We start from the raw sequence: 24,406 nt of genomic DNA on the forward strand, positions 1-24,406 counted from the left end.
CTCGTCGACCTCCTCGCCATCGAGCCCATCAACTGCTCCGCTCGCGAAGGCGTACCGCCGGGCGGAAACGACGACGCCGGGCGCCCGCGCCGGCCTGGGCGCGAGTCTCCAGCCCGATTCCCGCCTGTGCTTGTACTTCATCTTCAAGCGGCGCGAATGGCTGTAGCGCCCCACCGGGAGATCGCGGCCTACGGGTCCTGGCGTGTGTGCCGGGTCCTCGCGGACGCCGATCGCACCCAGCCGGGGCCCGGGGCCGCGTCGAAGTCCTCCGTGAAACGGTAGATGCCGCGCACGCCCGTATACGCGGCTACCAGGGCCAAGATCCACGCCACCGCGTCGGGTCCCGGTCCGCGTTCGGCCATGACGAGAGCGAGTAGCGTCGCTGCTGCCATGGCCAGCGCGGGAAGGTGCGCGGCGGCGCGGTACTGGGAGCTGCGCGGGGCCCGGCGGACGCGGCGGGCTGTGGTGGGTCGCGCATGCTCCGGTGCGTACGCCGACTCGGCGGCGTAGCGATCCGTCGCGCCCCAGACGACGTACCCGTCGTCCGTGACCAAGGCCGCGCCCATAGCCTCCGTCGGTTCGCCCCAGGATCCGCCAGCCGCGGCCCAGCAAAGCCAGCCGTACCGGCCCTCAAGGGCGATGCCCGGTTCCAGGTCGAGCCAGCGGAAGGCCGTGTTGTTCTCGTCCGCGGTCCGCAGCGCGAAGGTCTGGTCGTCGGCCGTGAGCGACAGCCGACGCGCCAGCCAGGTCACGTTGCCTTCGCCGTCCCACTGGGCCTTGCCCACCCGGACGCGGCGGGCGGCAACCGTACCGGCGGCGGCATCCCGGCGCAGCTCGGCCGGGCCCGCGTGAGGGCCGCCAGCGGCGAAAAGGCTGACCACCCACAGGCGCAGCAGGTACAAAGACACGAACCCGGCCACGACGGTGATCAGGTTCATGGCAGGTGCCAGCGGGCCGGCGTGGGCGCCTATCGTGCGGGCCACGACGAGCGGGAGCGCGGACAGCATCAGCCCGGGCACGAGCGTCGCCCGCACCCTGCGTCGGCGTGGTAGCCGGGCGGGTACGGCCGCGCGGCCGGGCTCCGCCGACAATGGCGGAAGGATCAGCGGAGGGGCCAAAAGCGCGCCGACCCACCAGAAGGTGGTGAGGAGTGCGGTCAGCGCCGCGTACCGAACCACCAGGTCGCTCCCGACGCCCGATTCGGGCGTCGGGAAGAGCAGGCAGAGGGTGGTGAGTGCCCCCGCCGCCAGCGCCGCTGTCCCTGTCACCCGGCACCACCAGGTCGCACGCCGCGGCAGCGCCGTACGGTCGTCGTCGTTCATGGCTCCCCCCAGGGCAGTCCAGCTGGAGGCGCGGCACGGTGCCTTCCCCTGGCGAACTGCGCCTCGCCTGTGTTCGATCCGGCGACAGAGTACGCCTGAATCCGTTGGCGAGTAGGCGGTAGCAGATGAGGGTGCAGGCGATGCTGGTGACGGCCAGGAAATGGTCGGCCTTGCGTTCGTAGCGGCGGTGGAGTCGTCGGCAGCCGGCGAGCCAGGACATGGTGCGTTCGAGCGTTCGATGGTCCAGCGGTGGCGGCCGAGTCGCTGTGAGGTCTCGATGCCTTTGCGTGCGATGCGGTGCCGGATTCCGCGCCGGGACAGCCATTGCCACAGGTGGCGGTAGACGTAGCCCTTGTCGGCATGGAGCTTGCCGGGCCTGCGCCGACGGGGGCCTCGGCGGGAGCGGATGGGGGGTATGCCCTTCACAAGCGGGATCAGACCCACCTTGGCTGTCGTGGACGTTGGCGCCGGAGATCGCGACGGATATGGGCAGACCCGACCGTTCCGCTCGGTGATCAGGTGGATCTTCGAGCCGTGCTTGCCCCGGTCAACAGGATTCGGACCTGTCAGGTCACCCTTTTCAAGGCCCGCAGGTTCACCGAGTCGATCGCGCACCTCGACCAGTCCAACTCGCCGCAGGAGCCGAGTGCGTCGAGGACCAGGCGGTGCAGCTTGGCCCAGACCCGTGCCTTCGTCCACTCGGTGAATCTGCCGTGGGCTGTCGCACCTGACAGACCCCGCAATTTCTTCCCGTACAGCGAGCCCACTATCACGCGCCCTTCGTGCACGACCGGCCCCAAGTGGTAACGCGTCTCAACCGAGGAGAACCGGCCCTGCCCATACCCGGAACACACGGGACCTCCAGAGAGATCCGCCGCTGCCGACTCCGCACGTCGGACACCAACAGCGCTACCGCCCACACGACAGCCCCGGCTGCCGGAACAAGAACCATGAGCACGTTCGCCCACCCCGGTCCCAGAAACGAGCAAGTAGCAAGAAGACGGCCTCGGGCGCCTGATTCCCGCGCCCGGGGCCGCGCGTCACATCGTCGGTGCGCAGCACGGACTTGTAGGCGGAGTCCGCCGTGTCGGAGTACTCCGTGGGCACGAACTGGAGCGGGGTGGCGTGCGGGCGGGTGTCGATGAATTCGTGCTGCACGGCGTTGAGCAGGTCGGCCTGCGCCTGCCCCGCGCTGCCCCTGCCCGGGGCGCCGTACTTCTCCCGGTCGGCTTCGCAGTTCCACTTCGTGTAGCTGATGAACCGGCGGGACCGGGCAGCCGGAAACGCCCGGACTCCATCTGCCGGTGACCGGCCCGGCGAAAACGCGGCCGGCCCGCACACGGCGGGCCGGCCGGGGTACGACAGGGCGTCAGGTCGACCAGAGGACGTTGCCGTTCTCGGCGACGACCACCTTGCCGTCCGCTCGCAGGACGAGCTGGGCTCCCGGGTGGTCGTGGGTCTTGGAGGCCCAGATCGGGCGGTCGTCACCGTTGTGGATGACGAGGTTGCCGTCGGGCTGGAAGATCGCCCGATGGTTCTGACCGAACGTCATCGCAGCCCAGATCGGCTTGCCGTCTTCGTTGAGGACGACGAGGTTGCCGTCGGTCTGCATGACCATCTTGATGCGGTTCGTCGTCCAGGCCTGGTTGACCTGGATGACACTGGGAGCCGAGATGACCACCGTGCTCCACTCCGGCTTCGGCGAGGGCTTGGGCTTCGGCTTCGCCTTGGGCTTCGGCTTCGTCGCGGAAGGGCTGGGCGTCGGCTCCGGTGCGGGGACCACGGGGGTCACGGCCTTCGGCTCGACCGGCTTCGGCTTCTCCTTGGTCGGGGAGGGGCTGGGCTTCCCGGCCACGTAGTCGTCGAGCGCGGCGGGGGCGGAGTTCGGGTTGAGGACGGTGTCGGCGCCCCCCGCCACCGGCCGCATCGGTGTCTCGTCCCCGCCCTTGTCGTTGGCGCTTCCGATCAGCAGCAGGGGTATGGCCACGAGGGCCGCGCCGAGGAAGGCGGCACCCGCCAGGACCGGCGTACGGGGGCGGCCGGCGTGGACGCCGGTGGCGGTCGTGGTGCCGGGCGCCGTCACGGCTGCCGTCGTGACGGCGACACCCTCCTGGGACGCCTCGGTCACCGCGGCCTTGGCGGCCGTCGGAGGGGTGGCCGCGGTGTTCCCGGCCGGCGCTGCGCCGGACTCCGCCTCGGGTGCGGCCGCGAGGGCCGGCGCCCCCTCGGCCGATGCCGGTGAGGGTGACGCGGGCCGGGAGCCGGCCGCCTCCGCGTCGGGGGCAGTGGCCGCTGTCGTGTTCGCGCCGGGGGTGGGGGGCTGGGAGGACATGCGGTTACTCCTTCTCGGTGGTGGAGCTGTCAGTGGGCAGCGGTGGGCCGGAGGAACACCTGCGAGCCCTCGACGCACGGGCTGACGTCCCGTCGAGGAACCGGGACGCACCGGTTCTCGCCGTCGGATGCCGGCTGACCCGGCGCGCGGTGTGCGGCCACCGGTCCGACGCCCCTCCGAGCTGTGAGGCAGTGCCGTGGGGTCCCGGTCGGGCGTCCGGACCGTGAGGTTCCGTACGTCGAAGAGGCCGATGGCGTACACAACGTAGCCGTTCGGCGCGAGAAGGACCGCGCCCTCACCCCGGGACTTCCCGTCACTTTGTCCCCTTCCTGCTCACTGCTCCCGGAAAGTTCTCCGCTCGGGCAGGAAACGGGCACGTCGGAGGCCCAAACGGACCCGGTCCGAACTCCCATGGGCGGGAGCCGTATGACATCCTGTTGGCTCCCCGATCTGATCAATGCCGGCGTGCGCGCGTGGCGTTTCGAGAGCCGAGAATTCGTACAGACCCAAGAGTTCAGGTGGAGATGCGGTCCGGAGAGCGACAAGAGGGCGCGAACGGCGCCTCGTTCGTCATGCCCGAAGCCCCGGACCCGGCCGCCGGACCGGGGCCCGGCATCAGTGAGGACACCGTCGAGGCCGACACCTCCGGCATACCCGAAGCAGTGAGGGCCGCGGCCCGCCGTGCTCCGGGACACTGGGTCGGGGTGGTGGACCCGGAATGGACCGGGGAACGCACACCGGCCGAGTGGGCGGTGCTGGGGGAGTGGCAGTCGGACGCGAGCGGCGGGGTGGGCGAGTACCGCGCCAACCCGGCGTACCGGCCCTCGGCGCGGGTGCTCGGATGGCCGGAGCCTACCGATCCAGTGGACGCAGCGGCGCAGCGGGCCGCCACCGGCTACGGCTCGGTGGAAGAGGCTCTCGCGGTGCTCGCCGAGGCGGAGATCACCGTCGTGCGCGGACCGGACGGCGGGCCGCTGACGGCAGCCGGACGGGACGGGGCGCCGGTGGTCCTGTTGTTCACCTCGCCCGCACACGAGTTCATGTCGTCGGCACTTCACCATGACAGGCTGCCCGTACAGGAACTTGCCCGCTCACTGAAGGATCCCGGCACCTTGCTGATGGTCAACGCGGGAGCCGCGGCCCCCTTGCTCGTCCCGGCGGAGAGCCTCCCCGGCCCCGCGCGCGTCGTGGGCGACGCCTGGGCGCCCGCGACGGAGTACGGCTCCGCCGCCTCAGGTACCGCGGATCACGCCGGGACCGCCTCGGCGGAACCCGCCGCGGACCGGACCGCCAGCTCATCCGACCACCTGCCCCCCACGACAGGGAGGACCCCGTGACGAGTTCGTCCCAGCACCGCCCCGCCCCCCCGAAGGCACGAGTCGAGTCCTCCGCCTCCGGCGGCGAGGAGTCGGCCGTCGGCACCGCGCCCACCGCCCCAGCCGCACCCCCGTCCGGATCCGCAGGGCCGGCGACCGGGGCGGACGCCGGGAAGGCCGGTACGCGGACCGCGGAGGCCGAAAAGGCCTCCGGAGAAGCCGAGAAGACCTCTGACGAGACCGCGAAGGAGCCCGGCGAGACGGGCAAGGAACCCGCAGGCCCCGCGGCGGGCAGGACGACGGCCGGCCCCGAAGCCGGCGCCCGGTCCGAGTCCGAGGCCGAGGCCGACCACGGCGGCACCGCCGCCGCGCAGAGCCGCTTGCCCGCACTCGTGCGGACCATGACCGCGACCGCGATCGGCAGGCCGGAGCACGAGGCCGGCCCCGTGGGCAGGCCCGGCAAGGCGGTACTGGCCGGGGCGGCGGTGGCGGGGGCGCTGCTCGTGTCGGTGCCCTTCCTGATACTCGTCGGGAACGACGACAAGGGCCCCGAGCGGACGTCGGTCGCCGCCGCGGGGACCGTGCTCGACGGGAGCGGTCCGGAGGCGCCGGGTGACTTCGCCGTGACCCCTGCCGAGACCACCTCTCCGCCCGCGGAGAAGACGAAGGCCGCCGACGAGCCGGTGAAGGAGAAGCCGGTGGAGAAGGCGCCGGAGCCGGAGAAGGCGGAGGACGTGCCGAAGAAGGCCGCCGAACCGGAGGAGCAGCCGAAGAAGGAGAGCACGGAGAAGAAGTCCGACGGCGCCAAGAAGCAGCCCGCGAAGACCGCCGCTCCGGCCGTCACGCTCAGTGGGCCCGTCTCCTTCCGCAGCCATCTCTCGGGCCGCTGCATCGACGTACCGGGCCACGACTTCAGCGACGGCAAGGCGCTGCACGTGTGGGACTGCAACGGCGCCCCCGCGCAGAAGTGGCAGTTCGCCTCCGACGGCACCATCCGCATCAAGGGCCTGTGCCTGGACGTGGCCAACGCGAACTTCAGCGACGGCACCCCCATCCAGATCGCCTGGTGCAACGGCAACGCCGCCCAGAAGTTCGCTCTGAACGGCGCCCATGATCTGGTCAACACCGTCGTCGGCATGTGCGTCGACATCGCGGGTGCCAACCAGAACAGCGGGGCGGCGCTGCAGCTGTTGCACTGTTCGGGCAACCCCGCCCAGAAATGGAGCACCTGACCGCAGCTCCTCGATGCCGGGAGCACCCCTCCCGGAACCCGTACCCGCCGGGGACGAGGCATGATGGCATCGTCGGCTCGCCGGCACGCGTCCCCGGCGAAACCGGGGAGCCCGCAGAAGACGCCGCCGTAGCAAGGAGGTTGGTGCGTGTCGCGCCAGGTACTGTCGGTCGGCCCCGCCGACCGCTTTTCGACGATCGGTGAAGCGCTTGCCGCAGCCCGTACCGGGGCGCTCATCAGCGTCCAGCCCGGGACGTACGCCGAGAACCTGGTGATCCACACCAGGGTGACCCTCACCGCCGCCGAGGGGCGGGGCACGGTGGAGATCAGGCCGCGTTCGGGCAGCGTGATCGTGTTGCGCGCCGATGCCGTGATGCTCTCCGAACTGACTCTGCGGGGTGGTGACGCCGAGCTGCCGGCGGTGGACGTGCGGCGCGGGCAGGCCGCGTTCGACGGCTGCGAGATCATCGGCGCCGCATGGACCGCGATGCTGGCCGGCGGAACCGGATCCCTCGCGCTGCGGAACTGCCGGGTGAGCAACCCGCAGGGCGCGGGCATCGTGGTGACCTCGGCCACTCCCACCACCGTCGAGTCCTGCACGCTCGAACACCTGGGCACCAGCGGCCTGGTCCTCGCCGAGCAGGGCGAGGCCCGCATGCGGGACTGCACGGTGCGCGATGCCCGCGGCAACGGCCTGCTGGCCAACGGCGAGACCCGTGGCACCGTGGAGGACTGCGACGTCTCCTCCACCGACAAGCCCTCCATAGCCCTGGAAGGGAACTGCACCGTCTCGGTGGTCCGCACCGTGGTGCACGACACCAGCACGGGTGTGCACCTGAGCAGTTCGGGCCGTACGACCCTGGAGGACGTCCGCGTCACCGGGGCCTCCGGGAACGGGATCGCACTGGCCGGGGGCACCGACCCGGTGCTGCGGCGCTGCCGTGTCTCACGCGCACGCGGCCACGGGGTGCTGGTCACCGACCGGTCCCGCGGCACCTTCGAGGACTGCTGGGTGGACGGCGCGCAGGGCGCGGCGCTGCGGGTCGCCGGGGCCGCCTCCCCGGCACTGACCGGCCTGACGGTCCGCGACTGCGACGGACCCGGACTGCTCCTGGAGGAGGACTCGGCACCGGAGTTCGACCGCCTCGAGGTGATCGGCGGCACGCCCGCGGTCGCGGTCGTCGGAGGTGCCAACCCGTTGCTGCGCAGGGCCAGGCTGGTGGAGCCCTCCGGTGACGGCATCGCGTTGACCAAGGATGCCCGCGGCCGCGCCGAGGACTGCGAGATCGTCCGTCCGAAGGGCGCCGGTGTGCGCGTGGCCGCCGGCAGCACCCTCTATCTGGCCGGTGGCGGGGTCTCCGACCCCGCCGCCAACGGGCTGGTGGTCGAGGACGGCGGCAACGTCACCGTCCGCGACTTCCGCGTCGAGACAGCCGGCGAGGAGGGTGTCGTGGTCGCCTTGGGCGGCGAGCTGACGGCCAACCGCACCGCCGTGCACGCCCCCAAGGGGCACGGCTACCTGATCCGTGAGGGCGCGCTCGCCTCGCTCAGCGGATGCGAGGCCACCGGCGGATCCCAGGACGGCTTCCGGGTGGAGTCCACCGCGCCGGTCTCGCTCGTCAACTGCCACGCGCGGGAGAACGAGGGCGGTGGTCTGGTGCAGACCGTGCCCGGCGAACGTCTCGCGGTGGACAACCTGAACAGCGTGAGCAACGGCAAGCGGGATGCCTGGGGCACCGGCAGCGCCGAGAACACCGACCCGGCCGGCTCCGGCGCCGCGGACGCGCCCGCGCCGGACCGTGCGGACGGCCCGCTCGGCGCCCTCAACGCGCTGATCGGCCTGGAGAACGTCAAGCAGCAGGTGCGGACCCTGGTCAACCTCACCCAGCTCGCCCAGCGCCGTGAACAACTGGGCATGTCGGCGCCGCCGATGAGCAGACATCTCATCTTCGCCGGTCCGCCCGGCACCGGAAAGACGACCGTCGCCCGCCTCTTCGGCGCGATCCTGGCCGAGCTGGGCTCGCTGCGCAGCGGGCACCTGGTGGAGGTCTCGCGCGCCGACCTCGTCGCCCAGGTCGTCGGCGGTACCGCGATCAAGACCACGGAGACCTTCCAGCGGGCCCTCGGCGGAGTCCTCTTCGTCGACGAGGCGTACACGCTCGCCTCCGACAGCGGCAACGGCGGCGCCGACTTCGGCCGCGAGGCCGTGGACACCCTGCTGAAGCTGATGGAGGACCACCGCGACGACGTGGTGGTGGTCGCGGCAGGCTACTCCCGCGAGATGGACTCCTTCCTCGCATCGAATCCGGGTCTGGCCTCCCGCTTCTCGAGGACCGTCGAATTCGAGAACTACTCCGTGCCCGACCTGGTCGCGATCATGGAGAGCATGTGCACCCAGCACCAGTACGAGCTGGGCGAGGGCACCGCCGCCGCGCTGGCCGCGCACTTCGAGGCGATGCCACGGGACGCCGGATTCGGCAACGGCCGTGCCGCACGGGGGGTGTTCGAGGAGATGGTGGACAGACAGGCGGTCCGGCTCGCCGAGCAGCAGCAGGTCAGTGAGCAGGATCTGCGGCTCCTGCTGCCGGACGACGTCTCCGCCACCGCCGCGGCGGCGGCCACCGACACCGCCGTTCCGGACGACGACCCGCTGACCCGTCTCGGCGACATGATCGGCCTCGCCGAGGTGAAGCGCGAGGTCGCCGACCTGGTCAACCTCATCACCACGGCCCGCCACCGCGCGGCTGCCGGGCTGCCGGTCCCCTCGCTCAGCAACCACCTGGTCTTCACGGGCCCTCCCGGTACCGGCAAGACCACCGTCGCCCGCCTCTACGGGGAGGTCCTGACCCAGCTCGGGGTGCTCGACCTGGGCCAGCTCGTCGAGGCGGCCCGCGCCGATCTGGTCGGCCGCTACATCGGCCACACCGCGCAGCTCACCCGCGAGGTCTTCGAACGGGCCCGTGGCGGTGTCCTTTTCATCGACGAGGCGTACACCCTCACCCCGCGTGGCGGCGGCGCCGACTTCGGCCAGGAGGCCGTGGACACCCTGCTGAAGCTGATGGAGGACCACCGCGACGAGGTGGTGGTCATCGTCGCCGGCTATACCGACGAGATGGAGCGCTTCCTCGGATCCAACCCGGGCCTCTCCTCCCGCTTCCCGCGCCGGATCGCGTTCGCCGACTACTCCTCCGAGGAACTGGTCACCATCGTGCGGACCCAGGCCGCGAACATGGGCTACGAGTGCGGGCCCGGCACCGGTCCCCTGCTCAAGGAGTACTTCGACGCGATGCCGCGGGACCGTTCCTTCGGAAACGCCCGGCTGGCCCGCCAGGTGGTCGAGTCCATGGTCACCCGTCAGGCGGGCCGGCTCAGTTCGCTGGCCGCGCCCACCCTGGAGGACCTGCGGGTACTCCTTCCCGCCGACGTCACGGCCGTTGCACTGAAGGTGGCACCCCGATGAGGCCTCCGGGGAACGGGGCGGCCCGCCTGCTGTCCGGGGCCGGCCTCGCCGCCGCCCTGCTGCTGCCCACCGCCCTCCCGGCGCAGGCCGCGCCCCCTTGGCGCGTCCCCGCGGCCGACGGGAAGAAGGGCCAGGAACTTCCCGGCATGCCGTCCGCCCTCGACCCCGAGGCCGACGAGGTGCTCTGCACCCCGGCCTCCCGTGAGACGGCGAAGAAGCAGGACTGGTCGCGCCAGCGCCTTGACCTGGACCGACTGCACCAGCACAGCACGGGTGCCGGGGTGACCGTCGCGCTGATCGGCACCGGTGTCGCCCCCGGCGCGGCCGGTCTCAAGGGCCGGGTCACCGCCGACGGTGAGGCCGCCGACGACTGCGTCGGAAGCGGCACGTTCCTGGCCGGCCTGATCGCCGGGACCGGTGGGGACAGCCCCCGGCTGGCCGGGGTGGCACCGGGGGCGAAGATCCTTGCCCTGCGCGGCACCGACCGACGTGGCAAGGCGAGCGCTGACCTGGTGGTGGACGCGCTGCGTGCGGCGACCGAGGCCCGTGCCGAGGTGATCGCGGTGGCGGTGGCTCTGCCGCGGCAGGACGCGGCGCTGAGCAGCGCGGTCGCGGAGGCCCGCCGTGCGGGCGCCGTCGTGGTCGCGGCTGCCGCCCCTGACCCGCCGTCCCGGGGCGGGTCCGACGAGATCCCGGCCCGCACGTACTGGCCGGCCGGGGAGCCCGGCGTCCTCTCCGTCGCCGACATGCTTCCCGGCGGTGTCCGTCCGGACGGCTCCCTGCCCACCTACGGCGTCGATCTGGCCGCCCCGGGCGCCGGGGTGGTCTCCGGCGGCCCGCGGGGCACGGGCCACTACCTCGGCGGCGGCGTCCCGGTGGCCACCGCCTACGCCGCGGGAGCCGTAGCGGCCGTCCGCGCCGCCCACCCCGACGACTCGCCCGAGGACGTCGTCCGCCGTCTGACGGCCACCGCCTACCCCGCCGACATCCCCCAGCTGGACGCCTACGCCGCCGTCACCTCCGTCCTCGGTGAGCCTGCCGGGTTCGCCGGGTCCGCCGGGGACAAGGACGGGGCGGAACCCGTGACCGTCCGCGACACCGCGGCGACGGACCGCGCCACCGGCCGGGCCACCCTTTTCGTCCTGCTCGGCTCAGCGGCCGTCCTCGCCGTCCTCTGGGCCGGTTTCGCCCTGTCCCGGGCCCGCGCCCGGGGGTGGCGCCCGGCGGGAGCGGCCGGAACGGCGTCCGAATGATCTGAGACGTGACGAGACCCTCCCGAGGCTGACCTCGGGAGGGTCTCGTCGTCGTGCGTCCTGTCAGTCCTGGCTCCGGCTCTCCTCGATCAGTGCCGTCTGTATGAGACGCGGCCGGCGGCGGGCGATGTGGAGGGCCCGGCCGGGCGGGAGGTTGAGAGGCCTCGCGTCGCCGAAGAGACGGCCCTCCGTGGGCGGGCACGAGAGCAGGACCGCGGGGTTGTTGGCCTCGTCGAGGCGGCGGATGAGCCCGTCGCTGAGGCCACGGCCGGCACCCATGGCACTGCGGGCGACGACCAGGTGCAGACCCATCTCGAAGCCCAGGGTCAGATTCTCGAAGAGCGGTTCGAAGGGGCTCTGGAAGGAGTTTCCGGAGACCATGTCGTAGTCGTCCACCAGGACGAACAGGCGGGGACCGGTCCACCAGTCGCACCTGCGCATCCGGGCGGGCGCGATGTCGGCGCCCGGGACACGGGACTTCATCGCGCGGGCCGCGCCCTCGATCGTCTCCTTGAGGTTGTCCAAGGAGATCACGTGCCCGATGCGGTACTCCTCGGGAATGGCGTCGACCAAGGTGCGGCGGTAGTCCACCGCGATGATCTTCGCCTCCTCCGGGGTGTAGCGGGTGGCGATGTTCCTGGTGATGCCGCGCAGCAGGTTGGTCTTGCCGCTCTCCGTGTCACCGACCACGATCAGGTGCGGTGTACGGCTGAAGTCGTGCCAGACCGGTTCCAGCGCGTCCTGGTCGATGCCCAGCGGGATACGCATGCCCCCGCCCTCGGTGGCCTCGGGCGCCGGGAGATCGGATGCCGGGAGCTTGTGCGGCAGCATCCGGACCTGAGGCGCGGGTGCACCCGTCCAGTGCCGGGAGATCTCCGCGACCAGGTGCGTGACGCCGTCGCCGAGGTCGTCCAGGGAGCCGCTGCCGTCCAGCCGGGGCAGACCGGCGAGGAAGTGCATCTTGCTGTCCGCGGTGATGCCGCGTCCCCCGCTGCGCGGCACCGAGCGGGCCTTGCGGGTGTCGATCTCGGAGTCCATCGGGTCACCCATCCGCAGTTCGAGGCGGGTGGCCGCCTGGTCACGGACCTGGGCGGACAGCTCGACCCAGCGCGTGGTGGTGATGATCAGGTGGATGCCGTAGTTGAGCCCCCGGGCGGCGAGTTCGTTGAACTTCGGGATCAGGTCGTCGTAGTCCTGACGGACCGTGGACCAGCCGTCGACCACCATGAACACGTCGCCGAACGGCTCGTCGGGGAACTCCCCGGCGGCCCGGCGGCGGCGGTAGGACTGCATGGAGTCGAGCGTGTGGTCCACGAAGAACTGCTCGCGGCGGGCGAGGAGCGTCATCACCTCGGCGACGGCACGGTGCACCCGCTCCGGGTTGAGCCGTGCCGCGACCCCGCCGACGTGCGGAAGGGCGGCGAGCTGCGAGAGACCGCCGCCGCCGAAGTCGAGGCAGTAGAACTGGATCTCGGCGGGTGTGTGGGTGAGGGCCAGGGCGGCGATGAGCGTGCGGGCGAGAGTGGACTTGCCGCTCTGCGAACCGCCCGCGACGGCGACGTGCCCGCCGGCTCCGGAGAGGTCCACGACCAGCGGGTCGCGGCGCTGCTCGAAGGGCTTGTCCACGAGGCCGACCGGGACCCGCAGCCGTCCGGTGCCGGACCACCCGGCGGCGCTGAGGCCGCGCTCCGGGTCGGGGGCGATGCCGGGCAGCAGGACGTCCAGCGGGGAGGGCTCGTCCAGCGGCGGCAGCCACACCCGGTGGGCGGCGGGGCCGGAACCGCGCAGCCGGTCGAGGGCCACGTCGAGCAGGGCCTCCTCCTCGCCCGTCTCCTCGGCCTCCGGCTCCGGCTCGGTGGCCGGGTCCAAGGTGCGCGGCACCACCCAGCCGCTGGTCCACGGCACCACCTGGCTGGCCACCCGGGCCTGGACGACCGCACCGGTGCGGCGCCCGTACGTCCCGGACGAGTAGGCGGCGCGGAACCGTGTGAGGGCCTCCACCCCGGACTTCAGGTAGCCGCTGCCCGGCTGGGCGGGCAGCTCGTAGGCGTCCGGAACGCCGAGTACGCCGCGGCTCTCCATGGCGGAGAAGGTACGCAGACCGATGCGGTACGACAGGTGGCTCTCGAGCTGGTGCATGCGGCCCTCGTCCAGGCGCTGCGAGGCCAGCAGCAGATGCACCCCGAGGGAGCGGCCGAGCCGGCCGATCATCACGAACAGGTCCATGAACTCCCGGTGCGCGGACAGCAGCTCACTGAACTCGTCGACCACCACGAAGAGGCTGGGCAGCGGGGTGAGGTCCGTCCCACCGGCGCGGGCGCGCTCGTACTCCAGGGCGGAGGTGTAGTTGCCGGCCGAGCGCAGCAGCTCCTGGCGCCGGATCAGTTCGCCGTGCAGGGCGTCCTGCATACGCTCGACCAGGGCGACCTCGTCGGCGAGGTTGGTGATGACGGCGGAGGTGTGCGGGAGTTCCTCCAGCCCGAGGAAGGTGGCTCCACCCTTGAAGTCGACCAGGATGAAGTTGAGGGTCTCGGAGGAGTTGGTCAGGGCGAGCCCCAGGACGAGCGTGCGCAGGAGTTCGCTCTTGCCGGAGCCGGTGGCTCCGATGAGCATGCCGTGCGGGCCCATGCCGCCCTGCGCGGACTCCTTGATGTCGAGGTCCACGGGGCGGCCGTCCACACCGACCGCGATCGGCACCCGCAGCCGTGCGGAGCCCGTGTGACGGTCGAAGAGGGTCTGCGGGTCGTGCCGGTGCAGGTCGGGGATGCCGAGCAGTGTGGTCAGCTCCACGTCCGTGTCCATCGGCTGCGCGATGTCGGTGCCCAGACTCATCCGGCGGGGGGTGATCAGCCGGGCCAGCGACTCCGCCCCGAGGAGGCCGAGCCGGTCCGGCCGGCCGAGCGGCACCGAGCGCTCCTTGCGGCTGCGGTCGGTGCGCACCAGGCTCACCTGGTCGGCGCCCACGGTCAGCCTCAGGGTGTTGCGGCCGGGGCGCCAGCGCAGCGCCCCGGATATGTCGAGGGCCAGGGCGTTGCGGTAGCCGTGTCCCTCCCAGCGGTGGCCTTCGGGCACGGTGACGCCGTCCAGGACGACGATCGTGTAGGGCTCGTCGCGGCCGGGTCGCGCTTCCGGGTCGAAGCCGGGGCGTTCGGCGAATTCGGCACCGAGGAGGTCGTCGAGTTCGGTGACGTCGGCGGTGATCCGCCGGGCCTGTCCGGCGCCGTCCTCCTCGTACGGGTCCAACGTGTGCGGAAGCCACTTGGCCCACTCCCAGTCGCGCCGCCGCTCGTCGCTGACGCAGAAGGCGATCCACAGCTCCTCCGGTGCGTGGAACACCGCGAGCTGGCCCAGCATGGCACGCACCAGGGCACGCGCCGCTTCCGTGTCGGGGCCCTCACCGGCCTCCCCGGACGGGGTGTTGCCCGGCCCGGCAGCTTCCTGGCCGTGCGTCTCCTCGGGGCGCAGCAGGATCCGGGCCGACGAACGCAGGTAGAGGCCGAGGGGTTGCCCGGGGATGGTGGAGTAGGCGCGGACGAAGCGGCGCAGGGCGTGCGCGCAGAGGGGTTCGAGGTCCTCGACCGGTCGGGTGGAGACCGGGTTCAGGGTGAGTGCGAGCTGCTGCTCGCCGACCGCGAGCCGGATCTCGCCGAAGTCCTCGTCGGCCGGGCGCCGCTCCCACAGCCGCGAGGTACGGGCCAGTGAGCGGAGCGACGCGGGCTCCGGGTGGCGCCAGGCGAGCGCCCGCTGCTGCTCCGTGATGGTGGCGCGGACCCGCTTGCGGATCTGGGCCAGGTACCGCAGGTAGTCGCGGCGTTCACCCTTCAGGCGCTGCTTGCGCTCACTGGAGCGCCGCATCAGCTGGCCCAGCAGCATGGCCCCGGCGGACAGCGCCATGACGCCCATCGCCAGGTACATGAAGACGCCGTTCCCGCCGCCGGGGCGCAGGAACATCAGCATCATCGAGACCGACATCAGCGCCATCGGCAGATAGGTCCAGATCGCCGAGGTGTCGGGCACCGTCTCGGCGAGGACCGGCGGCTCCTGGAGGGTCAATTGCCCTTCGGGCATCTCCGGCCCGCGCCTGCGGGCCGGGCGACGAAACAGCACGACACTCAAGGGAACAGAACCTCCGGTTCACTGAACTCTCCGGCCCGCACCGGAATTCCGGCGCACCCGGCGGTGGAAAGGGCCGCACCGCACCGATTCTCCGGGCTCCACGCGACGCGCGGTGAACGCCGGATGAATGTTTCGAGCGGATGGCCGGGCGCGGGCAACTTCCGTGATGGCCAACCACATACCGGATAAATGGAGTCCGGTCCGCAGCACGACCCTGTGGTCGTAGGCAGTAGTGTGCATTCACGGAACACGACCTGTCCACGCGGGAGTGGTCGTCGCCGGGGCCCGCGGAGGCACATTCCGCGCCCGGCCCCCCGGTTGGCGGCCGCGCGGACCTTCCGTACTGTTCGCACATCCTCCCTCGCGGGGAAGTCCTCCTGTCAAAGCCTTTCGGAAGACGAGAGTTCAGCTGATGACCGACAGCGCGGTGGCCGAATCGTGCCGCCTGACCGTACGTTCACCGAGCGTCAGCATCGATCTGGCGGTGCCCGCCGACGTACCGGTCGCCGATCTGCTGCCCACACTGCTGCGTTACGTCGGCGAGGAGGCCGAGGAGGCCGGACTCGACCACGCCGGCTGGGTGCTCCAGCGACTGGGTGACGCCCCGCTCGACGAGGAGACCACCCTGGCGCGGGCCGGGCTGGCCGACGGCGCCGTGCTGTACCTGCGCCCGCACACCGAGGCGCTGCCCGAGGCCCGGCTCGACGACCTGGTGGACGGTATCGCCGAGACCGTGGGAAGGCGCCTGCGCACGTGGTCTCCCGCAGCGGCCCGTGGCCTGCTCGTCGGTACCGCGGTGGCGACCGTGGCGACCGCCCTCGTGCTGGTCTTCTGGCCGGGGGTGACGACCAGCTCCGGTGGTTCCCGCGCGGCCTGCGCGGCCCTGGTCGGTCTGCTCCTGCTCGCGGGAGCCGGCTCCGCCAGCCGGGCGGTCGGCGACCGCGCCTCCGCCGTCGCGCTCGCCCTGCTGGTCGCACCCTGCCTCGCGCTCGTCGGCTGGGTGCTGCCCGGCGGGGACCTGACCGGCCCCGACGCGGAGCAGGTCGCAGGCGCCCGGCTCCTGGCCGCGGGTGCCGCGGGCGCGGGAGGCGCGGTCCTCGCGCTGGCCGCGACCGCGGTCGGCGCCCCTGCCCTGCTGGCCACCGCGATGGTCGCGGTGGCCACGGCGATCGCCGGGGCTCTGATGGGATACACGGGTCTGGACGTGCCGGCCGCGGTGGCGCTGGTCGCGACGGTGATCGTCCTCGCCGCCGGGGCGGTTGCACCGTTCGCCTTCAAACTGGCCGGGATGCGGATGCCGGCGCTGCCGTCCACCGCCGGCCAGCTCCAGGAGGGCATCGACCCCTACGTCGGTGACGAGGTTGCCGAGCGCACCGAACTGGCCGGACGCTGGGTCACCGCGCTCTTCGCCGGCACCGGCACCATCGCCGCGGCCGCCCTGGTGGTCCTCGCCGAGACGCCGGACCTGCCGGAGGTGCTGACCGGACTCGCGCTGAGCCTCCTGCTGCTCCTCCACAGCCGGGGTCTGGTGCACATCGGCCAGCGGCTGACCCTGGCGCTGCCGGGGACCCTGGGGCTGCTGCTGATGGCCAGGGCCTGGGCGTTCGACAGCGGAGCCGACGGCCGGGTGGTGGTCTTCGGCGTGCTGCTCGCCGCAGCGGCGGGAATCGTCGTCGCCTCCTGGACGCTGCCCGGCCGCCGGGTCCTGCCGTACTGGGGCCGTGCCGCGGAGCTGGCGCACACGGGCCTCGCCGTCGCGCTGCTGCCGTTCACCCTGTGGGTGGCGGGACTCTTCGGCTGGCTGCGCGGCCTGTTCGGCTGAGGACGCCGGCCGGACGCCGTCACACGAGAACGAGTTGAGGAGAGGCTGTGCAGTCCAAGCGCGACCAGGTACAGGCCCACGGATTCATGATGGGCAGGCTCAGCTCGGGCCTGCTGACGGCCGACCCGGACGCCCCGGAGAGCCCGCTCGGACGCACCACCCGTGGCGTGGTCTTCGGGGTGCTGGTGACGGTCCTGATCGGAGCGGGCGCCACCGTGTACGGGTTGCTGCGCCCCGGTGGCAACGACGGCTGGCGTGACGCGAAGAACCTGGTGGTCAACCGGGACACCGGAGCCCGCTACCTGTGGACCGGCACCGACGGCGTGCTGCACCCGGTGCGCAACTACGCCTCGGCGCGCCTGATCGGCGGCTCGGACCTCCCGACCGTGGACGTCGCCACCGCGTCGCTGCGGGACATCCCTGTGGGGTCCCCGGCCGGCATACCAGGAGCGCCGGACAGCCTGCCCGGACCGGGACAGCTCGACGAGGGCGCCTGGCACATGTGCGTCACCGGGCCGGGAGGGGCACTGGCCAGCACCTCGGGTGCCGCAGGGGGAACCGGGGTGGAGGAGCCCGGAGCCACGACCGTGGTCGCCGGGGCTCCTCTGGACTCTCGCGGTGTCGGTGCCGACCGCGGGGTTCTCGTGCGCGGCCCGGACCGCACCGAGTACCTGGTGTGGCGCGGCAGCAGGCTGGCGCTGGACCGCGCCTCCGACGCCCGTACCGCTCTCGGGTACGGCTCCGAGCAGGCCATGCCGGTCTCGGCGGCCTTCCTCGACGCCTTGGCCCCCGGACCCGCCCTGAAGCCCCCCGAGGTCGAGGGACGCGGCGCTGAAGGACCCGTGCTCGGCGGTGAGGCCAGCCGGACGGGCCAGCTGTTCAAGGTCAGCGTGCCCGGCGGAGGCAGCACGTACCACCTGCTGCGGAAGGACGGCCTGGTGCCGCTGACCCGGCTCGGCGCCGCGCTCGTGCTGGGCGACCCGGCCACCCAGAAGGACGCCTACGAGGGGCAGTCGCCCGAGGTGCGTGCGCTCGGTGCGGACGCGCTGCGCGAGCACAGGGCGGAGGGCTCGGACACGGCCGGATCCGCGGAGCTGCCCGAGACGCCGCCGACCCCGCAGTCGGCGCCGCGCGGCACCGCGCTCTGCGCGCAGGTGGACGGCGACAACGGCGGCGCACGGATCAAGTCGGTGCTGGTACCGCTCGCCGAGCTCGCCCCGGTCGCCGTGTCGGAGGGAACCGCGCAGCCGCTCGAGGCGGCCTGTGTGCGGACGGACGTCACGGTGGTGCGTCCCGGTCACGGGGCGCTCGTCCGCGCCCTGCACGCCAGTGGCGCCGCGCACGCCGGCACCACCTACCTGGTGGCGGAGAACGGTGTGAAGTACCGAATTTCGGCCAAGGACTCCCTGGCGGCGCTCGGCTACGCCGAGAAGGACATCAGCTCGGTCCCCGCACCCATGCTGGCAGCCCTCCCGACCGGCGCCGACCTGGATCCGGCAGCCGCGTCAGGTGCCGCGCGGCCCAAGGTCACGGCTCCGCGGTGCGGTGCCGACGAGCCGGAGGGCGAAGGCGGCGAGAAGGCCGGGAAGGGCGAAACGGAGCGGGTGGGCCAGGCTGCCGGGGAGGGCTCGGCGAGGGCGGCCGGCTCCAGGACCTGACACCCGGCAACGCGTTCCCGCGGCTTCGGAGAATGGGATGCCGAGGGCAGTTGTGACTTTATGCTGCGCTCTCGTCGCTCTGAGGTGGATTAGTCGTGCATCGGCCGCGGCGGGAAAGCTCAGAATTTGCTCAAACTTTTTTGAGCGTCATGCTCCCGGAGTCCTGTTCCTGTGACCCGCCCCCTTCACCGCGAACGGGCGTCTCCGATGCCCGTTCGCGGCGCCCCTGTGCCCGTTTGCCGACCGCATGATTCGGAACGGGGCGTTGGCGGCCCATCGGCCCGGTCCGCCGGGTAACACACGTTCATTTTGCGGAAACATCTCGACAACTCCATTGCCCCGGAGGGATTCCGGCGAGCTGACCTATGCTCAAATCTCCCCGGCATCCGTTGCGCCGGACGGTGGATTCTCTTTAGCCTCAGCGGGCAACGGTGCGAGGAGACTCGCCTGAACGAAGGGAGCGTGACATGGCGGACGGTTCCGGCAGGAAAGCGGAATATGCCAAGGGCTTGGGAGGTGTCTCCTCCCTGGAGTCGGCCCGGGCCGCGGTCGAGAAGATCCAGAACAACGTGGCCGAGGTCGCGGCGCGTTCGGGTGTCGGCGGCGACGAGGGTCAGGCTCTGCTGAAGCTCTTCCGCAGCTGGAACTCCGAAGCGCAGACGGTCGTCGTCCAGATCAGCAAGATGATCGACGCGCTCCAGGAGAACGTGACCTCGGCCAACCGCCTGGCGAAGGAGAACCAGGACCTGACCGAGGTGCTCAACAGCAAGACCAGCCAGGGTGTCTTCGAAGCGCTGCGCTGACCCAACCCCCCAGCGGCGACCGGCCCCTGCGAAGAGGCCGGCACCCGTGAGCTTCCCGGGCCTCGACGCCCGGACACCCGAGAGGAGACGTCATGGCCGACGGCATCATCGATGTGCAGTACGCCACGGTCCGGCACGCGATTGAGGAGCTGAAGGGCCAGACCCAGCAGATCATCACCACCCTCAACAACCTGGAGGACGAGCTGAAGCCGCTCGTCATGTCCTGGGAGGGTGAGGACCAGCAGATGTACCGCGGAGTCCAGGCGGAGTGGGACCAGGCCACCAAGAAGATGGCCCTGCTCCTGGGCGACAGCGGTGAACTGGTCCAGAGCATCCACGACAACCACTCCCGTGACGAGCGCAGGAGCGCCGACAACTGGGGCAATGTGCGAGCTCGCTGAGGCCCTGCGTGCGGATCGTGCCGGGGCGTCCCCCGGCGCGATCCGCGCGGCAGGTCCCCGGGGCCGGCCGGACTCCCTTTCGTCCGGCCGGCCCGCGTTCCGTCCGGTACCGAACGGCAGGAGGACGTCCCATGGCTGGTGAGAAGGCCGACGTCAAGCATTTCGACCTCAAGCAGATGGAGAACTTCCGGGACAACGAGGTGCAGCCTGTGTACACCAAGGCGAAGAAGCACCGGGAGGACGGCGAGCCGCCCAACATCCGGCCGCTCGGTGACCTCATCGACGGGCACACCAGCCCGGACAACCTCGTACAGGGCCAGCAGCTTCTGCGCATCGGCAAGATGGCCACCGAGGCCCTGGTCTCGGGCCCCAAGCTGATCGAAGGTGTCCGGACGGCGGCCGAGGCCATCGACAAGCTGCTCGGTGACCAGATGGAGCTCTTCAAGGAACTGCAGGAAGCGCTCACCGACACCATCGAAGAAGCCAACAAGACCAAGAACAAGAACCTGGACGCGATCGACGCCCAGACGCTGCTGCAGACCTTCGACGAGGTCGACACGCTCACCAGCGGGTCCTCGGAGACGAACGAGACCTGATCCCGTGCCGTGCGAGGCATCGGCGCCCCGCCCGGCACACGCTGTGAGAGAGACCCGGCTGCACGTCCACCCGACGGGGCGGCGCGCCGGCGCGGACGACAACAGACCAGAAAGGGTCCCCGGTGCCCGATAGGTACGATCCCACATCCGTCGGCAACGTCGACAAGTACGAGGACGTCGGTGGAGCATCGTCCGACACCTGGGCCGGCCTGGTCACCCACATCACCGGCTATCCGGTACCCGACCGCGCCACCATCTTCGACAAGCTCCGCTCCGACCACGGCGGCAAGCTCTTCCGGATGGACATCAAGGAGCGCAGTCTCGGCCTGCTCGTCAAGGACTCCGGCTTCCTGCAGAACAAGGGCGAGGATTACGACATATGGTTCTTCGACGGCGGCAAGAAGCGCTCCATCATGCAGGCCCGCATCGTCTTCGAGGGGCGGGTGAAGGCCGGCGACGAGATCGTCTTCGCCGGGGCCGACTCCGACGACGTGAACAACGTCCAGGTCCGTGAGGGAAACGAGTTCACGGACTACAACAAGGACAAGATGAGCACCATCCCGCTCGCCCAGTACATGAACGGGCCGCGGGCAGCGCTTCTCGAACTGCTGACGGGCGACACGAAGAACGCCCGGTTCAGCAGCCTCGGTGTGGCCGACGAAGCCGTGGTGGACCTGAACTCCTTCAATCGCACGGGGGAGTCCTTCGACTTCGCGGCCAAGTTCTTCAAGGACCAGGCGCCGCTGCTGAAGGACTGGGAGGACCGCTTCGGCCGTGACGACGCCAGCTGGAAGGGCGAGGCCGCGGAGGTCTTCCGGAGCCTGCTGAAGAAGGTCCGCGAGAACTATGACAGCTACGTCGAGACCTTCAACTCCTCGCCCGGCACGGGGGACGAGGCCGGAACGGGTAACACGCTCTACTCGCGGGCGCTGTCGCTGGGCCGCTCGTACCTGGTGGACGCCGCCAACACGCTGTTGGCGGCGTGGCTGAAGTGGGCGAAGTCCTCTTACTACGACCCGCACCGGGTGCTGCGCTACGTCCTGGACGACCTCGCCCAGTGGGTGGACACCGAGAACGTGGCCAAGACGGAGATCAAGTCCTACACCAGCCGCTACTCGACGACCGTCAGCCACAGTCCGAGGACCGGGTTCTCCCAGGTGCACCCCGACTACGGGGACCTCACCGACATCGCCAACTGGGCCAAGGTCGGCGACAAGGCGGTCGAGATCTGGAACAAGGGCGTCGACGAGCTGCTGATCACCCCCGCCCGTCAGGTGCAGTCGACTCTGAACAACCACTTCCTCGACCTGGGCAAGGACTTCGCCGAGAGCGTGCCCAAGCCGAAGTCGACCAGCACGGCCTCGGAGGAGTACGAGAAGAAGAAGCTCGAGGAGGAGAAGGAGGAGATCAAGAAGGAGAACGAGGAGAACAAGAAGTACCAGGACGAGCTGCGCGAGGAGCAGAGAAAGCAGCGTGAGGAGGACAAGAAGTACCAGGACGAGCTGCGCGAGGAGCAGCGGCTTCAGCGAGAGGAGGACAAGCGGCTCCAGGAGGATCTGCGGAACGAGCAGAACCAGCAGCGTGAGGAGGACAAGAAGTACCAGGACGAGCTCCGCGAGGAACAGAAGCGCGAACAGGAGGAGGCCAAGAAGCTCCAGGAGGATCTGCGGAACGAGCAGAACCAGCAGCGCGACGAGGACAAGAAGTACCAGGACGAGCTCCGCGAGGAACAGAAGCGCGAACAGGAGGAGGCCAAGCGGGAGGCCGAGGAGCAGCAGAAGATCGTGGAGGAGAGCCTCGGTGGCCTCAACGATCCGAACGCGGTCAACACGCAGAACCTCGACGACCTGTTCAACGTGCCGGTCACCGAGAGCAACGGTGATCTCGGCAACCTGAACAGTCCGGGTGGTCCCGACGACCCCAACAACACGATCACCGAGGAGCTCGGCAGCCTCGGCGACGTGAACAACCCCGGCGGTGACAACCAGACGCCCCTGGGTGTCACACCGCCCGTGTCCCAGAACCTCGGCAGTCTCGGCAACCTCAACGGTGGCGCCGGCGGCACGAAGAACGCCACGGACGCGGCCAACGAGGCCGTCACCCAGAACCTGGGCAGCCTCGGTGATCTGAACAGTGGCGGCGGTGGTTCCCTGGACACGCCGACCGGGGGCAGCATGCAGCTCGGTGAGAGCGGTCTGACGACGGACTTCCCGGACGGCAGCAGTTCGACGTTCGATCCGGACAGCGGTGTGCTGACCACCACGCATCCGGACGGCAGTGTCACCACGCAGGATCTGGGCAGCGGCGCGCGAGTGACGAACCCGGACGGGTCGGTGACCTCACTGGGTGACGACGGGAAGCTGACGACCACGTTCCCCGACGGCACGAAGCAGGTCGTGGACCCGGCGACCGGCCAGGCTGCCTCCACCGCTCCCGACGGCACCGTCACGACCGAGAACCTCGGCAGTCTCGGCAACCTGAACAGTGGGAACGGCGGCCTCGGAGACCTCGGCGACATCAACTCCTCACTGCCCACCGACTCGATCGGCGACCTGGGCGGCCTCGGTGATCTGAACAGCGGGGCCGGTGGTTCCCTGGACACGCCGACCGGGGGCAGCATCCAGCTCGGTGACAGCGGTCTGACGACGGACTTCCCGGACGGCAGCAGTTCGACGTTCGATCCGGACACCGGTGAGCTGACCACCACGCATCCGGACGGCAGTGTCACCACGCAGGGTCTGGGCGACCTCGGGCAGGTGACCAATCCGGACGGTTCGGTGACCTCGCTGGGTGACGACGGGAAGCTGACGACCACGTTCCCCGACGGCACGAAGCAGGTCGTGGACCCGACGACCGGCCAGGCCGTCTCCACGGCCCCCGACGGCACCGTCACGACCGAGAACCTCGGCAGTCTCGGCGACCTGAACACGGGGAACGGCGGCCTCGGGAATCTGGACGGCCTGGAGACCCCGACGGGCGGGCAGACCGGGCTCGTCGACGGCGACTTCGCCACGATGTTCGCGGACGGCGGCTCGACGCGCTTCGATCCCGAGAGCGGGATGCTCACCAGTACCGGCCCGGACGGCTCCATCGTGGAGACCGATCTCACCCACGGGGCGAGGGTGAACAACCCCGACGGCTCCACCACCTTCCTCGACGACGGCCAGCTGACCACCACCTTCCCGGACGGCTCCAAGCAGATCATCAACCCGGACACCGGCGTCGCCACCGTCACCGATGCGCAGGGCAGGACCGAGACGCTGGATCTGAAGGACCTCAACTCGTCGATTCCCACCAACAGTTCCGGCATCTTCGACGAGCTGGGCGGACTCGGTGACCTCGATGGCCTCAACGGGTCCGGCGGGTCCGGCGGTGGCGGCACCACCAGCCGCGACGTGCCGCTGTCCGAACTGGGTCTCGGTGGTGGCCAGATGGCCGCCGGTGCGTCGGGCGGCGGCATCCCGGGCGCCTCCATGGACGGCATGACGACAAGCCAGGTCGCTCCCCTCTCCGACAGCGTCTCCGCAGGCGCGGGAACCCCGCTCGCCGCCGCCGGCGGCGCCGGTGGTGCGCCCGGTGCCCCCGGCACCCCAGGCACGCCAGGCATGCCGATGGGTGGCGGCATGGGCGGCATGGGCGGCGGCGGAGAGAAGGGCAACGGTGAGCGGGTGCGTTCCGTCCTGGTCGACGCGGCCGAGGAGAGCGAGCGCCGCACCCGCCGCCGGCGCAGCCCGTGGAACCGGCAGGAGGACAGCGACACCTTCCTCTCCCCGGCCTCGCGGGTGACGACCACCGGCGGCGATTCCCCCGAGGAGCCGGCCGAGCCGGGCCGCAGGCCCACCACGTCCGCCGACTACCTCGAGGAGGACGCGGACGTGTGGGGCACGGAGGAAGGCGGCACCCCGTCGGTGATCGGCCGGTGACCACGGTTCAGGAGCGGCGCCTGCCGCGGCGAGAGGGGCCCGGACCGACCCCGGCTTCCGCAGCGGGGGCGTCACCAGGCAAGATCAACACTGTCGCCGGACGACAGGAGGCCGGGGCCGGCCACGGCCCTGGGGGCGCGAGTGCGTCCGGACGCACGGACACACGGACGGAG

General features: G+C 71.1%; 14 protein-coding genes and 1 pseudogene. 10 read left to right on the forward strand and 5 right to left on the reverse strand.

Annotated elements, in window-relative coordinates; genetic code table 11:
* Positions 1-188 precede the first annotated feature (188 nt).
* The 4 genes and pseudogenes from OG538_RS36100 to OG538_RS36115 form a co-directional block, all read right to left on the reverse strand.
* A complete protein-coding gene (locus OG538_RS36100; RefSeq protein WP_406100462.1) occupies positions 189-1,322 on the reverse strand; it encodes a hypothetical protein in 1,134 nt (377 codons plus the stop codon).
* Positions 1,323-1,425: 103 nt separating this feature from the next.
* Positions 1,426-2,059: pseudogene (locus OG538_RS36105) on the reverse strand (IS5 family transposase); the annotation flags it as partial.
* Positions 2,060-2,231: 172 nt separating this feature from the next.
* The gene (locus OG538_RS36110; RefSeq protein WP_406099861.1) at positions 2,232-2,810 is read right to left on the reverse strand and encodes a beta-N-acetylglucosaminidase domain-containing protein; all 579 of its coding nucleotides are present in this window, start codon (positions 2,808-2,810) and stop codon (positions 2,232-2,234) included.
* Positions 2,692-3,654: a mannose-binding protein gene (locus OG538_RS36115; protein ID WP_406099863.1), complete on the reverse strand. Its 963-nt coding sequence runs from the start codon at positions 3,652-3,654 to the stop codon at positions 2,692-2,694. The genes OG538_RS36110 and OG538_RS36115 overlap by 119 nt, the downstream gene beginning before the upstream one ends.
* 524 nt (positions 3,655-4,178) lie before the next feature.
* On the opposite strand from OG538_RS36115, the gene OG538_RS36120 reads away from it, so the two are divergent.
* The 4 genes from OG538_RS36120 to OG538_RS36135 all read left to right on the forward strand — a co-directional run bounded on the left by OG538_RS36120 (position 4,179) and on the right by OG538_RS36135 (position 10,914).
* On the forward strand, positions 4,179-4,991 hold the full coding sequence (locus OG538_RS36120; RefSeq protein ID WP_406100442.1) for a type VII secretion system-associated protein: 813 nt from the start codon (positions 4,179-4,181) through the stop codon (positions 4,989-4,991).
* A complete protein-coding gene (locus OG538_RS36125) occupies positions 4,988-6,202 on the forward strand; it encodes an RICIN domain-containing protein (protein WP_406099864.1) in 1,215 nt (404 codons plus the stop codon). The genes OG538_RS36120 and OG538_RS36125 overlap by 4 nt, the downstream gene beginning before the upstream one ends.
* 147 nt (positions 6,203-6,349) lie before the next feature.
* Positions 6,350-9,661 (forward strand): right-handed parallel beta-helix repeat-containing protein, encoded by a 3,312-nt coding sequence (locus OG538_RS36130; protein ID WP_406099865.1) that lies wholly within the window; start codon positions 6,350-6,352, stop codon positions 9,659-9,661.
* Positions 9,658-10,914, forward strand: a complete 1,257-nt coding sequence (locus tag OG538_RS36135; RefSeq protein WP_406099866.1) for a S8 family serine peptidase — start codon at positions 9,658-9,660, stop codon at positions 10,912-10,914. Before OG538_RS36130 ends, OG538_RS36135 begins: the two co-directional genes overlap by 4 nt.
* Before the next feature lie 63 nt (positions 10,915-10,977).
* Here OG538_RS36135 and eccCa read toward each other — a convergent pair whose 3' ends face one another.
* The gene (gene eccCa, locus OG538_RS36140; protein ID WP_406099867.1) at positions 10,978-14,982 is read right to left on the reverse strand and encodes a type VII secretion protein EccCa; all 4,005 of its coding nucleotides are present in this window, start codon (positions 14,980-14,982) and stop codon (positions 10,978-10,980) included.
* 460 nt (positions 14,983-15,442) lie between these two features.
* Here eccCa and eccD point away from each other — a divergent pair, with 460 nt between their 5' ends.
* The 6 genes from eccD (at position 15,443) to OG538_RS36170 (ending at position 24,233) form a co-directional block, all read left to right on the forward strand.
* The gene (eccD, locus tag OG538_RS36145; RefSeq protein WP_406099868.1) at positions 15,443-16,852 is read left to right on the forward strand and encodes a type VII secretion integral membrane protein EccD; all 1,410 of its coding nucleotides are present in this window, start codon (positions 15,443-15,445) and stop codon (positions 16,850-16,852) included.
* Positions 16,853-16,899: 47 nt separating this feature from the next.
* Positions 16,900-18,510: a type VII secretion protein EccB gene (gene eccB, locus OG538_RS36150; RefSeq protein WP_406099869.1), complete on the forward strand. Its 1,611-nt coding sequence runs from the start codon at positions 16,900-16,902 to the stop codon at positions 18,508-18,510.
* 467 nt (positions 18,511-18,977) lie between these two features.
* Positions 18,978-19,313 carry a hypothetical protein gene (locus OG538_RS36155; RefSeq protein WP_406099871.1) on the forward strand — a complete coding sequence of 112 codons (336 nt, stop codon included), beginning with the start codon at positions 18,978-18,980 and terminating at the stop codon, positions 19,311-19,313.
* Positions 19,314-19,405: 92 nt separating this feature from the next.
* On the forward strand, positions 19,406-19,714 hold the full coding sequence (locus OG538_RS36160) for a WXG100 family type VII secretion target (protein WP_406099873.1): 309 nt from the start codon (positions 19,406-19,408) through the stop codon (positions 19,712-19,714).
* Between the two features lie 131 nt (positions 19,715-19,845).
* Positions 19,846-20,310 carry a type VII secretion system-associated protein gene (locus tag OG538_RS36165; protein ID WP_406099874.1) on the forward strand — a complete coding sequence of 155 codons (465 nt, stop codon included), beginning with the start codon at positions 19,846-19,848 and terminating at the stop codon, positions 20,308-20,310.
* 122 nt (positions 20,311-20,432) lie between these two features.
* Positions 20,433-24,233: an AAWKG family protein gene (locus OG538_RS36170; RefSeq protein ID WP_406099875.1), complete on the forward strand. Its 3,801-nt coding sequence runs from the start codon at positions 20,433-20,435 to the stop codon at positions 24,231-24,233.
* Positions 24,234-24,406 lie beyond the last annotated feature (173 nt).

The organism is Streptomyces sp. NBC_01013 (assembly GCF_045162765.1).
Taxonomy (GTDB): Bacteria; Actinomycetota; Actinomycetes; order Streptomycetales; family Streptomycetaceae; genus Streptomyces.